The 13,237-nt window shown below is 38.3% G+C and carries 13 protein-coding genes; 6 read left to right on the top strand and 7 right to left on the bottom strand.

Translation table 11 applies throughout. The features are described from left to right. The first annotated feature begins 257 nt into the window (after nucleotides 1–257). From J7W16_RS18660 to J7W16_RS18640, 5 genes are all read left to right on the top strand, one after another. Entirely contained in the window at nucleotides 258–416 is a 159-nt protein-coding gene (locus J7W16_RS18660) for a YwzD family small protein (RefSeq protein ID WP_210599005.1), read from the top strand. A 164-nt stretch (nucleotides 417–580) separates the two neighbouring features. Further along, nucleotides 581–928, top strand: a complete 348-nt coding sequence (locus J7W16_RS18655; RefSeq protein ID WP_210599004.1) for a hypothetical protein — start codon at nucleotides 581–583, stop codon at nucleotides 926–928. 496 nt (nucleotides 929–1,424) lie between these two features. Then, nucleotides 1,425–3,509, top strand: coding sequence for an amidase family protein (locus tag J7W16_RS18650; RefSeq protein WP_210599003.1), 2,085 nt, complete (start codon nucleotides 1,425–1,427; stop codon nucleotides 3,507–3,509). Nucleotides 3,510–3,740: 231 nt separating this feature from the next. Beyond that, complete coding sequence (locus tag J7W16_RS18645; RefSeq protein WP_210599002.1) at nucleotides 3,741–4,655, top strand: ROK family protein; 915 nt, start codon at nucleotides 3,741–3,743, stop codon at nucleotides 4,653–4,655. Between the two features lie 555 nt (nucleotides 4,656–5,210). Beyond that, the gene (locus J7W16_RS18640) at nucleotides 5,211–6,389 is read left to right on the top strand and encodes a hypothetical protein (protein WP_210599001.1); all 1,179 of its coding nucleotides are present in this window, start codon (nucleotides 5,211–5,213) and stop codon (nucleotides 6,387–6,389) included. 492 nt (nucleotides 6,390–6,881) lie between these two features. Here J7W16_RS18640 and J7W16_RS18635 read toward each other — a convergent pair whose 3' ends face one another. The 6 genes from J7W16_RS18635 to J7W16_RS18610 all read right to left on the bottom strand — a co-directional run bounded on the left by J7W16_RS18635 (nucleotide 6,882) and on the right by J7W16_RS18610 (nucleotide 11,379). Continuing rightward, nucleotides 6,882–7,361, bottom strand: coding sequence for a competence protein ComK (locus tag J7W16_RS18635; RefSeq protein ID WP_210599000.1), 480 nt, complete (start codon nucleotides 7,359–7,361; stop codon nucleotides 6,882–6,884). A 108-nt stretch (nucleotides 7,362–7,469) separates the two neighbouring features. Then, nucleotides 7,470–7,739, bottom strand: coding sequence for a helix-turn-helix domain-containing protein (locus J7W16_RS18630; RefSeq protein ID WP_210598999.1), 270 nt, complete (start codon nucleotides 7,737–7,739; stop codon nucleotides 7,470–7,472). Nucleotides 7,740–7,935: 196 nt separating this feature from the next. Next, the gene (locus tag J7W16_RS18625) at nucleotides 7,936–8,679 is read right to left on the bottom strand and encodes a hypothetical protein (protein ID WP_210598998.1); all 744 of its coding nucleotides are present in this window, start codon (nucleotides 8,677–8,679) and stop codon (nucleotides 7,936–7,938) included. Between the two features lie 423 nt (nucleotides 8,680–9,102). Continuing rightward, nucleotides 9,103–9,576 carry a DUF7878 domain-containing protein gene (locus tag J7W16_RS18620; protein ID WP_210598997.1) on the bottom strand — a complete coding sequence of 158 codons (474 nt, stop codon included), beginning with the start codon at nucleotides 9,574–9,576 and terminating at the stop codon, nucleotides 9,103–9,105. Next, entirely contained in the window at nucleotides 9,552–10,451 is a 900-nt protein-coding gene (locus tag J7W16_RS18615; RefSeq protein ID WP_210598996.1) for an SAR2788 family putative toxin, read from the bottom strand. The genes J7W16_RS18620 and J7W16_RS18615 overlap by 25 nt, the downstream gene beginning before the upstream one ends. After that, entirely contained in the window at nucleotides 10,432–11,379 is a 948-nt protein-coding gene (locus J7W16_RS18610) for a S8 family serine peptidase (RefSeq protein WP_210598995.1), read from the bottom strand. Before J7W16_RS18610 ends, J7W16_RS18615 begins: the two co-directional genes overlap by 20 nt. A 321-nt stretch (nucleotides 11,380–11,700) precedes the next feature. Here J7W16_RS18610 and tolA point away from each other — a divergent pair, with 321 nt between their 5' ends. Continuing rightward, nucleotides 11,701–12,252 (top strand): cell envelope integrity protein TolA, encoded by a 552-nt coding sequence (tolA, locus tag J7W16_RS22210; protein ID WP_283246058.1) that lies wholly within the window; start codon nucleotides 11,701–11,703, stop codon nucleotides 12,250–12,252. A 681-nt stretch (nucleotides 12,253–12,933) separates the two neighbouring features. Here the strand turns inward: tolA and J7W16_RS18600 are convergent. Beyond that, nucleotides 12,934–13,176 (bottom strand): hypothetical protein, encoded by a 243-nt coding sequence (locus J7W16_RS18600; protein WP_210598993.1) that lies wholly within the window; start codon nucleotides 13,174–13,176, stop codon nucleotides 12,934–12,936. Between the last annotated feature and the right edge of the window lie 61 nt (nucleotides 13,177–13,237).

Here is a 13,237-nt window from a genome sequence, read left to right as displayed (position 1 = left end):
CTAATTGCATAATTAACCCGGTACACGTGAAAGTATGTACCGGGTTTTTAGATGGCTAGAAAGACGCTGAATAGATGTAAGCTCAATACAAATGGCTACGGTCCTTCAAAAGATTAAAACTTAACAATCCTACTAGATCTACCGTTTATAAATGGAGAAAATTGTCGATATATTTAGATTCCTCAATACTTTTGTCTGTGTTAATATAAGTAAATAATGTGTCTGATTTACATCAGTAATGAAATATGGAGGATTATATGTTAGCGACAAAGCAAGAACAAAAATTGTCTCAGCAACATTTGTTGAAGATTCTAGAAGATATTCGTTTAAAAGGCTCTGAGTCAACAACAATTAACTCAAAGCAAGCGATCGATGATATTGTAATGCAATTGAAACCGTATATAATGTCTAAATGATAGATTTAATAAAAGAACAAAAGGCTATGTTTTAATACATAACCTTTTGTTCTTTTATTATTTTTAAAATTCATAAATCGCATGACTGGTGAACTGATACATTGAAATTAAAGTTTTAGACTAATTCAATCACAATAGAGAAGCGTAAAGGAGGACGTAGAGCATTGAATCATAGTAAAGAAAGCAATTTAGATCTTAAAAGCATCAAGAAGGATTTAAAAAAGAGTGACAAGAAAAGTAGAAAAGCTAGAGCAAAAAGGAAAATGTTTGTTAATAACTATTTTGATGATAATAAATACCTAATTTGGATCGACTCTTACCCGAATTCAGAGGACATTTTAAGTGAGGCCACCAAAAGTTACATAGATGGAAACTATATTTCGACAGTCATGCTCTCGCAAGCACTAATTGAAAAAATGATTCGTAAGGAATTGGATGTCGATTTGAAGAGATTGGATTACCGCTCACTCCTAAGGAAGGCGAAAGAAATTGGACTCATTCAATCTGATTAGGAATATACAGCCTTTACTAGTAGGAGTTCTAATGTTAGAAATCCTTATGTTCATTATCCAAGTAGACATAATCCATTGCATTATAAAGATGAGAATACGCGTCAAGTAGAAGCAGAAAACGCCTTGTATGATATGTTGACCATTTTCAACAGGATAATGAAATAGGAACAGTGATGTAGCTGTGAGAGATTAAGGAGCATAGCAGGAAAACCATTTACTACAGAAGAAGCGAATGAGCTTGCTAAAATTGGTGATTTAAAAATGTTCCCATTGGTATATTATTGTGCATTGATAAATAGTAGAAGCTCCTATCTCTCAGTAAAAGAGATAGGAGCTTTTTCAGGTTTAACTATAGCTCTTGTCTATTTATATTTCGGTACTCGAAAATTACGTGGTCAGAAAATCTTTCAATCTTGTAGAGAGTGTTTGATGAGTAGACTATTATTTGAACATAAGGAGGAATTATCCAACTTACTAGATGAAAGGGGTACATAGTATGCTGAAATTTAAGAGATTTGTAAAGATGACAGGCGTTGTTTCTCTAGCATATGCGTTAGTTGTTGGGGGCTTTGGAGAAACCACACTAGCTGCAACTGAGATCACACAAACGTTTGAGATTGAAGAGGCCACAATTGCCGAAATGCAAGCTGCCCTTCAATCAGGGGAACTGACTTCAGTCGAGCTTGTCCAGATGTACTTAGACCGGATTGAGAAGTACGAAGATATTGTCAATGCCTATATCTCAATCAATCCGGATGCGTTGGCCATTGCGGCGGAGTTAGATGCCAATAGAGGGTCGGGCACTCGAGGACCTCTTTATGGGATACCAATTATGCTTAAGGATAACGTCGATACCATTGACGACATGCCAACAACGGCAGGAGCTGTTGTCCTAAAGGATAATTACGCTAGTGAGGATGCATTTATTGCAAAGAAGTTCCGCGATGCAGGGGCGATCATTCTTGGAAAAAGTACGATGTCTGAGTTTGCTAACTTTTTAACGAGAGGTCTTCCGAACGGGTTTAGTGGGTTTGGTGGTCAAGCCATGAATCCGTATGGTCCAGGAATTTTTGATACGGGTGGATCAAGCTCTGGTGTTGGAGGCGGGGTTGCTGCAAACCTTGCTGCTGCTGGGATTGGAACAGAAACTTCAGGTTCAATCTTAAGTCCATCTAGCAGTAACTCGCTTGTTGGGATTAAGCCGACAGTTGGGTTAGTCAGTCGAACAGGGATTATCCCGCTTGCGAGTAGTCAGGATACAGCTGGTCCGATGACGAGAACCGTTGAAGATGCAGCCGCAATGCTAACTGTGATTTCTGGATATGATCCTGCTGATGAGGTAACGGCAACGAGTGAAGGAAACACCCATAACTACAGTAACTTTTTAAATGAAGAGGGATTAGTAGGAGCTCGTATAGGGGTGGATCGTAGTACCTATCGCTGGCTCTCTGAAGAAGAAGTCGAGATCATGGAAAATGCCATCGCACTTATGGAGGAAAAAGGCGCGATCATCATTGATCCTATTGAACTCAACATTCAAAGCAATAACTCCATCGTCTTATTCCATGAATTTAAGCATGATCTAAATGCGTATTTAAGTAAAACGTCGGATGATGTCCCGGTTAAAACGCTAGCCGATATTATTGCTTGGAACGAAGAACATCCAGAAGCAATTCCATATGGTCAATCGTATCTCATCCAATCACAAGGTATGAGTGATGATCAAAAGGACCCTGACTATTTAGAAAGCCGTCGTTTGGACCTTCTTTACTCTGGAGAACAGGGAATTGATAAGGCTTTTGCTGAACACGATTTAGATGCCATCCTGTTCCCGAAAAACTATGGTGCAGCTGCTCCAGCAAGAGCAGGTTATCCTTCCATTACCGTTCCTGGTGGCTACACATCAGAAGGTCTTCCGGTTGGGGTCACATTCTCTGCAATGGCTTACAGTGAGCCGAAGCTAATTGAACTATCTTACGCGTATGAGCAAGCATCGCTTAACCGTGTGGCCCCTCTTTCAGACACTGAAGAAGAGGAACTAGATGTTAGTGAACTAGAAACGTTAATTGAAGCAGCACAAGGCTATTCTAATGAGGATGGAAGCTATACAGAAGGTTCGTTCGCAGCCCTTCAAGAAGCCATCACAGTGGCGGAAGAGGCACTGACTACTATTGAAACGGATGAAGAATTGAATGCGTCAATCGCTGCACTACAATTGGCAATTGATCGTTTGGAGGAGGCTACTCCAATCGAAGAAGATCCAGATGCTGAGGAGGAAGAGGAAGTAACCCCTCCTGCTGAAGAAAATGACGGAGATACAACAGATCCAGTTGTCGAGGAAGAAGAAGGAACGCCAATCGCGGACAAAGAGGAAGATACTGCCTCGAATGACAAAGAAACGGTTGAGAAAGAAGAAGGAACAGACGAAACATCAACGTCAACCAACAAGAACAACACTGAAAAAGGCAGCAAACTACCATCAACAGCCACATCAACATACACGATGCTAGTCGTTGGACTTGGTTTGTTACTAATCGGAGCAATCACATACTTTGTGACTCGTCGCAGAGTGCAGCTGTAAGTAAGAAGGGCACAGTTAGTGTAGAAAACACTAGCTGTGCTTTTTTTAGTTTGGGAGTAGCTGTTGGTAGAATGGTGCCCGTCACCCCCTTTAGAATCAGGAAGGATCTATTGGAATCTAAAGCTAGGTGTATAGCTAGATTGGGGTAAAGAGATCGTTTAATATAGAGGTAACAAATGCAGAAAATACTTGCTAGTTATTGGGCACGATCAACTGAAGGGAGGGATTGTAATGGGTGATTATGCAGTAGGTATTGATATTGGTGGTACGAAGGTAGCCATAGGACTAGTTGATGACCAAGGTGTGATCCAAGCTCAAAAGACGATCAAGATGAATCAGAATATACCCCCTACTGAAATGGTACGTGAGATGATAGATTCATTAAGGGAATTGTTGTTATCAGTTGGTATTAATCAATCTGAGCTAAAAGGAATTGGAATAGGTGCTCCTGGTCCTTTAAATTCTAGCCAAGGAATTATTATCTCTCCTCCCAATCTACCGAAATGGAGAGACTTTCATTTAGTCGATGAAATGAAGAAATACGTTGATTTACCCATTCGACTAGAGAATGATGCCAATGCCGCTGCCGTTGCAGAAAAATGGGTGGGAGCAGCTCAAAAAGATGATTCTTTTGTATACCTTACAATTAGCACTGGCATAGGAGCGGGAATCTTTTTGGACGGTAAGTTGATCTCAGGAAGGACCGGAAATGCAGGAGAATTCGGTCATGTCGTTCTAGATGCATCACAGGATCCATGTGATTGCGGGCAAAGAGGCTGCTGGACTTCACTCGCCTCTGGAACCGCAATAGCTAAACGAGCCTCAATGATATTGGGGAAACCAGTAACAACAGAAGAGGTGATTGAGCTCGCTAAACTGGGTGATCCACAGATGTCTTTGTTTATTCAAGATACATTTGAGTATATTGGAATGGGTTGTGTGACGATCATTAATAGTTTGGATCCTGGTAAGGTGATTATTGGTGGAGGGGTTAGTCAGGCGGGGGATTTGCTTTTTGCGACGGTTAGAGAGTATGTAAGGATGTATGCGTTAAATCCGTCTGGAAGGGATACTGAGATTGTTGAGGCTGAGTTGGGGCAGATGTCTGGGTTGGTTGGTGCGGCTGGATTGGTTTGTTTAGATTGATAGGAGGAAGTAGAGAAAATAAAACTTATAACGCAGGTTAATAGGGGCGTGCTCTTTTTTTGTAGATAAAGTCACTTAAAAAAAATATTACTACTCCTAATAAAAGAACCAATTGTGAACTACCTATAACAGGACCATTAAAAAAAAGTTCTCCTATCGAATTTATAAACAGTACTGAACCCCATAAAAATAAAGTAATCCAACAAGCATTGTTGATTGATTCAGCATTATGATTTTTTTCCGTTTTAAAAAAAATGTTTAAAAGTGTTTTTTTCATTTTTAATCCTTTCTTTCTATTTTTATTTAATATATTAACATATAATACCTTTTAAGCTAAGCTAATATTATTCACTTTCGTTAGTCATAATCCTATCTTGATCAAAAAGCCAATATGCCTGGCCCCGATAAGATAAGTGTTAATGTGATAAAGTAAGTCAAACGGGTAAGCCCAAAGTTAAATTTATGTTTAGCTTTGGGCTAGATGGAGTTTTATAAGTATTGTAAAATGATGGTTAGGATTTCTACATCAAACTATCTATTTGAAGGGGCACAGCGATGGCAGTTACACATAATAAAGAAAAAAAGGTAAAGATTTTCTTCCTGCTATTATTAATCGTTTCATATTTCCTACCATGGACAAAGTTTGTACCAGGGGATAGTAGAAGTGAGTTCTTGGACATAAACAGTAGCAACTTATTTGAACAAATCTTTTCTTACATATCTCTTATCATTCAAACAGGTAGCTCTTCGTTTGGGAGTTTTGTAACTCTTGCTATCATTGTATCCTTAATATTACCACTGGTTTTTGGCAGTATAACACTACATAAGGTTAGTAAAGATTATTCTCATAAGGGGTTAAAAAATGCAACGATAGCTTTCTCTGTTTTAACAATTTTAAGACAAGTTTTTTCAAATTATTATTCTAATAAGTTAGATATAGGAGAATTTTCATTAGGTCTTGGGTTTTTCATTGCCTTGCTTTCAGTTATCGGATTAACGATAGCTTCTTTAGTTGCTAGACAGTTTAGTGGTTTTTTGAATTCCAAAACTATTAATGTTAATACTAGTAGCAATCAAGGAACGTCTGCGCATTATTGTACTTCTGGTGGAAATGTAATTGTGGGTGATCCTAATTATTGTATGAACTGTGGCCAAAATTTAAGAGAAGGTTCTGTTACTAGTAGCACTAATGATCCTGATACACAAATCAAGTCGTTAGAAGGAGCAAATCTGGAAACCGCTGTTTCAATAACTCCATCATCAGCGATTGTAAAAAAGCCTACTATTATATGGGTGATTCTTGGCGTCTTATCAAATATTTCATTAGTCATTGTTTTGTTATTGATGGATGAAACCATTGCTAATTTAAGTAGTGGATATGGATTAATATACGGTGAGTCACCAATAGGAACGTTGAAATTTTTATTTGTCATTTTCAGTATAACTGCCGTTGGGTTACATTTCTTAAAAGCTAATTTCACTAACTGGATGATGGTTCCGATTTTGTTTTTCATGAGTTATAAATTCTTTCGGATGTTGAACCCTTTAGCCTCTGATATATCAGAAGCACAGCAAAGTGGCTTTTTGGGATTTGAAGCCGACATAGCAGCAGATGCTTTTTCTGCATTTGCTGGATTGCAAGCTTACCCATTACTAGCTGGCATTTTATATATAGCCATTATTGTGATACGTATTAGGTACCGAGACAAGGGCAGAGTGCCTGAGCCTAAATAAGATAAAGTTGAACAGAAAAGCACCCAGCTAAATTTGATTTAGCTGGGTGCTTTTCATATAGAGACAATACGTTTGTTGATAGTAAATTAGCTCTTACTCTAGCTTTTGTCCTCAGGTAGGAAGATCGGGAAACTCCTAGAGGCACTTATTGGTACAGTTCCTGATTCTATGGTGAGAACGAAGTCATTTGTGGTTCTGATTACTCCATGTCCATTTCCACCCTCTGGCATAGTATTTACCATCAAATCTTGATATGAAATCCTCCGTCCTTTATAAACCCCCCATAAAAAATGATAAAAAGTTAAATGAAATAGTGTAGCTTGTTTACCTGCCTTCACTCGAAATATGTCGAAAATAGAACCGTATATTAATTGCAGGTCATGGTCTGTGGGTTTGATGATAGATAGTGATTATGACTGAGGGTTTAGTTCTTAAGATCAAAACTGAATGCTATGTAATTTATAAGCTAGTATAGTCTTTGGAATCATGTTCTCAAACTTCCAAACCAACATACCCAAACTTAACTATACAATAACTCGTCCGCTGCAGCTGTCTCATCAGACTTTGATACGATACGTTAACCTCGAATGTTTGATAGTTTTTGAATGTGACAATTGAATAATTGGGCTTTTTTTCGTGTGGTTTGATTGATTTAATATGGTGGTAGAAGAGCCAGATGCATTCATAGGAGTTTGCTGAGTGTGTGGGGAAGGTGAAGATTGATTCTTTTGGGTAAATTGGGATAGGGACTTTGCTCTGGGCACCTGTTTGATGAATCACGGCTTGTCGGCGTCCGTCGTAGGTGGAGCCGCCTTCTAGACAGGCTATCTTTAGAATCGAAAGTGCGCTTTGAGTGACTGCTAGTTGCTGGTGTGGTTCAAGGATTAGTGTTTCGTAATCAGTGTGTCGTCCTGGGATTAGGGCCATGGTGTCTTTCGTAATGTCATACTGCTGGAGAATGAGTTGATTCATGGGCAGTTGCTCCTTACGTGGCTTTTTTTGTTGTGATGGGACGGAGAGGTTTGTTTGTCATTTATATGATTACCTGCTAGAGGTAGTTTTTTATGTAAAGAGAGAATGCTATTCTTCTTCGTACGCTTTCTTAAATAGAGGGTAGACCGTTTTGTCAGCGTCCTTCAGTAGTTCGGCAGTCGAGGAAAGATCAAGGGCAATGGCAATCTTAACCAAGGTCGTTACCTGTGGAGAGGTTTCACCGTGTTCGATCCGCTGAAGCGTTCGAGTATGGATGTCGGCGATCCCAGCGACTTTTTCAATTGTGGCACCTAGTTCGGTACGCTTGTTGCGAATGGCCTTGCCCAATTGTGTCTTATACTCCTGCTCATCACTCAACGTCGTCCTCTCCTTTTACAGACATTATCCATCTGATAGAAGAGAGTGACCACGGCATAAATGTCGCATTTGGAGATTTTTTTGAACGGGGTAAACGTAAACGGGGGGGACGGTTCTCTTGTTTCCATATTTAAAGTTAGTCGGGTATGTCTATACGATAAAGAAAATAATGAAGAAGGATGAACGTAATCTTCGATTAGAGCTTTTTGCCGGTTAGATAACTATCTATTTTTTGTTGCCATGTCTTGATGAGGAACGCTTGGTTGCAGAGAACAAACTGTAGGACTTTCTTTTGTTGTATATCAGTAAGTTCTAAAAATCCCTCGGTCTGATTTAACATTTTACCAACTGCTCTTAGTTGTTCTTGAGTAAGTGTACGATTGTGGGCTCTAGCAAAAAGATTTACGCGGATATGATCAGGAAGTTGATTATGGTTAGTCATTCTGGTAACTTGATTAATCGTGGCAATGGAACTAGGGCGACTGTGTTGCTCATTCTGTGAAATGACGTAACTAGGAACATCAGCATGATAGAAGTAAGTCTTTTTTTGACTAGGTTGAAAATATGTTTGAGTAAAGATTTCATGTTCTGTGAATTGGTTCATGATCAGTTGATCAACCATCCGTTGCTTCGTCTTGCTACTGAGATGATGGAATAGAAATCTCCTTGCTATTTTAATTAACTGATTCCGAGTAGTCCCAGAATACTCTTCAAGTAAACAGTATACGTGATCATCTTCATTATAATAAACATCATAGATAGCGTACTTCCCGACTACATAGTAAACATCTTCATCGGGATCTTGCTCTACAGGAACAAGTATATCAAGTAACAAAAATTGATCTTTCAACTTCTCAATTCTTCTTTTATCCTCATTTGAGACATTTTCTGTGAATACAGTGATTAGTTTACTCTTTGGAAGTCGAACAATGCTGTTCATCATCTCACCTCAGAAAAAGGTATGCCTGGCAAGGAATGTCCTATTCATACTTTCAAAGATCACTAGGATTTTAAATGATTCTTTGGGAGGAACGAAGAGATTAGACAGATCTTTAACTGGTAATAGGGGTAAAAAGTAAAAGGTTCATGTGTAAGAGAATAAACGTATTTACCAGTAAAAATAAAGAGGCACTTGGCCATAGTCAAGCGCCTTTATCTAATTATTATTTTCTTAACTTAGCCTTCTTTCTTAAAGAAGTTCTTAAGAGTTCTTATCTACTGCTCACTTTGTTTCACGTCAAAATTGATTTTGATCATGAAAAAACACCTCCGAATTAGCACTTGAATTAAGTGTCTATTTCAAAGGTGTTTTATAGTGTCTCTTTTATCTAGGTTAGTCTATAATATATGCTAATCATTTTTGTTAACTATATTGGTGGGGGATGTATTTAATGAAGTCTTTTAAACTAATTTCAAAGTATTCTTCTATATCCCGCTGTAGGGTCTCCTCCAAAAGTATGAATTCCTTTACAATATAGTCTAAATCAAAAACATTATACAAATCTTGTTCTGCCCATATAGATTTCACTCTGGCCATATTGGAAAAGGGAATCAATGACAGAATGGCTCCATCCTCATAGTCATCATATTCAACGGTATAATAATGAAATTCTGGTATATCACCCTCCGTAATCTTTTCCTTCCATCTATACAAGGATTTATAAAATTCAAGTATTGCAAGTTCAGTTTCGAAGTACAATTCATTATTAATTCTTATTGTAAGTGTGGCCTCTACAGCTAATATAGTAGGGATATCTTTTTTATCCTTATTCGAAATAATGTTCTTATCACAAACAAAATTGAATTCAAAGTTTATTTTACTGGGAATGCGGTCCATATTTTACCATCATATCCTATCACTATTCTTATTTTTGTTTCACCTTTGGTTCCTACTTTTTTTCCTAAATTGACTTCAAACTTAAAAGATAACTTTTCATTATCGTTTATTTCAAAATTAGAAACCGACGCTTTTTGTAATGCTTCTTTAATCCATCCTTTTGCAGTAGTTTGGCTATCAGTATTAAACTTTTGATAACCTCTTTTATCACTTTTTAGGTGTTTATCTTTCACTGTTAATTTAGCAACTTTTTTAATGGCATTACTCAGTGCGTATTTCCCAAAAGCACTAATTAATGCTTTCTTTCCATATTTCTTAATAGCCCATTTTGCACCTTGTTTAAGAACTAGGGCAAGGACGGGAATAGCGGAAGCCTGAGCATCAATAGTATTAACCTCATAAAGCTCGCCGGTATTTCTGTCTATCAAGTAGGCTATGAAATTTTCACCCTCTATTTCATTAAAAAAGATATCATATGTTGTTTCTGTTACTTGTCCAGTTTCCGATGTTTGTTCTTCAGTGACATGAAAATCACCAGTATCAATATTAATTGATAGCTCTGATGCAAATGACAAATAGCCCGTTTCAAACTCCGAGTATACAGTCATTTCTTCTGCTTCTTCTGTAGACTCTTCTACTACCATCTTAAAGGAGTCATTATTAATTCCTAATTCTTCTGCAGTAACTTCATACACTATTGTATCATCATCACTAGAAACTTCTTCAACTGATTCCTCAAAATTCACATCAATTGGTTGAGCACTTTCAAAAGGATCTTCTGTTTTTGGTTCTTCGGCAAACGCAGTCGGAGAAACTCCTGCAATACTAGTAAACAAAAGTGTAGCAACTAATAATTTAATCAAGTTCTTTTTCATAAAGAAGCTCCTCTACTTTTTCTTTTTTTAATGTTAGAAAACCTTCCCCAAATTGTTCTTCTGCACCTAATTTCACAACATACGTGAGGAGTTTTTCTTTTTTGATATCGGTATTACGCACTGATGGGTCATTTAGAATAGTTGCAATAACACCTGTGGCATAAGCAGTAGCGAAAGAGGTACCTGAAAATGTTGAGTAGGAACCTTTGTTATCTGTAGAGATAACCTCAACACCTGGAGCAGAATAGTCAATTTTTCCGACTCCTGAAAAAGGGTCAAGTTTAAAGTGTTTATCAAATGAAGAAATGGATAAAACATCATTATATTGAGCTGGAAAGTCTACCGTTAGACCCAGAGTGTTTCCTGCGGCGGCAGTGATGACAATATTCTGTTCGATTGCTTTTTCTATTGAGGATTTTAGTTCCGCCTTATCACTTGAAAAACCGAAGCTAATGTTAATCATGTCTACATTCTGTTTTATACTCCACTCGATTCCTTCGACCACATCTTCAATTTTTCCTTGCCCTTTTTCATTGAGCACCTTTACATCATAAAGTATGACGTTTTGTATAATGCCAGTAGTTTTAATGCCTTTTGCTGCTATAATTCCAGCGATTGCAGTCCCGTGCCCCAAATCATCTGTAATCTTCTCATCCGGAGCAATTACGTTGTATTCTTTAAAGATTACATCATTGAATTCTTTATGCTTCTTATTGATACCACTATCCAATATCGCTATTTTTATAGGATCGGTAACTTTACTTGAGTCAGAACCAACATAGTCAAGAGCCCAGTTCTCAATCTTCTGTTGGGGTGTTGCTTTCCCCTCACTGCTAGGAACATTGTCATTCCTAATAACGAGAATGAGGAGTACGAGAATTATAATCCCTGATGCAAAGAATAAGAGATAGTTCAGATTTTTGTTCATTTTTGTCAATACCTTCTAAAAAAATTGTAATCTATCAATGCAGGGTAAAGGTCATCCCCTCTCTATTAGTTTTGCACTAGCAATTGGTGATACATTGATATAATAGCAAATTATTACATTTAATTTCAATAAGTAAATTATTAGTTTTTTAAACAGGAATAAACAGGGGATAAATGTTAAATGCAAGGTAGTTTAGAGAATCATATAAATCTTGACCCTTTATTCCATCGTAGAATAAAAATTTTCCTGAAATAAGTAAAAATATGACAAAATATGATATTGTTATAAAAAGATAGAGAAAATATTATGGGGGTTACAACATTGAAAAGGTATATAGTAGGTTTATTTGCTTTATTTTTAACTTTTAGTTTGGTAGCGTGTTCATCTGGTAGTTCGAATACTTCAAACGCGGAGGAGAAAGTAGAGGCAGAAGCAGAGGAGAAAGCGGAGGCAGAAGCCAAAGCCAAAGCCAAAGCCAAAGCAAAGGCAGAAGCAGAAGCAGAAGCCGAAGCAGAAGCGAAGGCAGAAGCGGAAGCAGAAGCGAAGGCCGAAGCAGAGGCCAAAGCAAAGGCAGAAGCGGAGGCCAAAGCAAAGGCAGAAGCGGAAGCCAAAGCAAAGGCAGAAGCGGAAGCCAAAGCAAAGGCGGAAGCAGAAGCCAAAGCGAAGGCGGAAGCAGAAGCCAAAGCAAAGGCAGAAGCTAAGGCGAAGGCAGAAGCCCAAGCAGCTACAGTTGCAGCTTCAAGTAGTGGAACAGAGAACTTTGCCAATTGTACTGAACTAACAAAGAAATATCCAAATGGCGTAGCTTCAGATCATCCAGCCTATCAACCTAAAATGGATAGAGATAAAGATAATTTCGCTTGTGAGAGATAGAGAAGCATAAGGAGCATGGAGAAGCAAGAAGCATGGGGACGGTTCTCATGTTTCTTTTTTATAGATATCGATTTGGATTAGTTGGATTCAATTTGTGTAAGAAAAATAAAGGAACTAATGCCCAGATTTCCTCGGAGGATCTTTACCTTGATAAATGAAAGATTAGCTTCACTTCACCAAATAGTAGAGGAACATGCTATATATAAGATGGGGAGAGGGATTGGGTGGAATCTTGGTTGAGGTTAGTGACTTAAAATGGGAAAGTGGACATACGTAGATACATAGACTAGGGGATAAGTCTGTATTAATTTTTACGATACGTCGACGTAACGTGGACAATAAAAAGAAGAAAAAGAAAAAGAAAAAGAAGAATAACAGGTCTTTAACTGATAATAGAGAAAGAAAACAAAAGGGAAACATGGGTACCGACCCCCAATATTCACCGCAGTGTTCGAATGGTCTCTGTCTTGCCGCTACTCCCCATTGACGTTATGAAGGTGGTTAACAAGTAGATTTGATGGTGCGTTATTTTAAAGCGGGTATCTCTTATGAAAGGACAGTATATGTGCTGCACACAAAAAACCCCCCACATATACGAAATGAGTACATGTCGAGGGCTTTATAACAATCCTATTCAATTTCTAGTCCAAGCATATTAGAGCTAGGCAAAGGCATATGGTGTCAAGGACGTTCAAGCACAGTGGCGAGCATGCGGTGGACGACGCCGTGATCACTTGGGTCGTTCAAATAGTAATCCTCCCCGGGAAGGGTGTACCACTCCGCAGCTCCTGCATATGTAATGGCGAGTGTAAGATCACCGGATTCATCACAGGTGGTGAGTAGTTCAAGCTCACCGCTAATTACGCCAACCTCCTTTGTCATTACACCGTGGGTGGCGGTGAAAATGGTCGATAACTTTTCCATACGAGTGCCTCCTTTCGTAGCAAAAATTCGTTTCAAGACTGACGCGTGCAGGAGTCTTCAG

The organism is Halalkalibacter suaedae (assembly GCF_017939705.1).
GTDB lineage: Bacteria > Bacillota > Bacilli > Bacillales > Bacillaceae_D > Halalkalibacter > Halalkalibacter suaedae.
This window is presented reverse-complemented; position numbering and strand designations above follow the sequence as displayed.

Coding starts and splice junctions, on each gene's coding strand:
- J7W16_RS18660 (WP_210599005.1), top strand. CDS start 258: ATGTTAGCGACAAAGCAAGAACAAAAATTGTCTCAGCAACATTTGTTG.
- J7W16_RS18650 (WP_210599003.1), top strand. CDS start 1,425: ATGCTGAAATTTAAGAGATTTGTAAAGATGACAGGCGTTGTTTCTCTA.
- J7W16_RS18645 (WP_210599002.1), top strand. CDS start 3,741: ATGGGTGATTATGCAGTAGGTATTGATATTGGTGGTACGAAGGTAGCC.
- J7W16_RS18640 (WP_210599001.1), top strand. CDS start 5,211: ATGGCAGTTACACATAATAAAGAAAAAAAGGTAAAGATTTTCTTCCTG.
- J7W16_RS18635 (WP_210599000.1), bottom strand. CDS start 7,361: ATGAATCAACTCATTCTCCAGCAGTATGACATTACGAAAGACACCATG.
- J7W16_RS18625 (WP_210598998.1), bottom strand. CDS start 8,679: ATGAACAGCATTGTTCGACTTCCAAAGAGTAAACTAATCACTGTATTC.
- J7W16_RS18620 (WP_210598997.1), bottom strand. CDS start 9,576: ATGGACCGCATTCCCAGTAAAATAAACTTTGAATTCAATTTTGTTTGT.
- J7W16_RS18615 (WP_210598996.1), bottom strand. CDS start 10,451: ATGAAAAAGAACTTGATTAAATTATTAGTTGCTACACTTTTGTTTACT.
- J7W16_RS18610 (WP_210598995.1), bottom strand. CDS start 11,379: ATGAACAAAAATCTGAACTATCTCTTATTCTTTGCATCAGGGATTATA.
- J7W16_RS18600 (WP_210598993.1), bottom strand. CDS start 13,176: ATGGAAAAGTTATCGACCATTTTCACCGCCACCCACGGTGTAATGACA.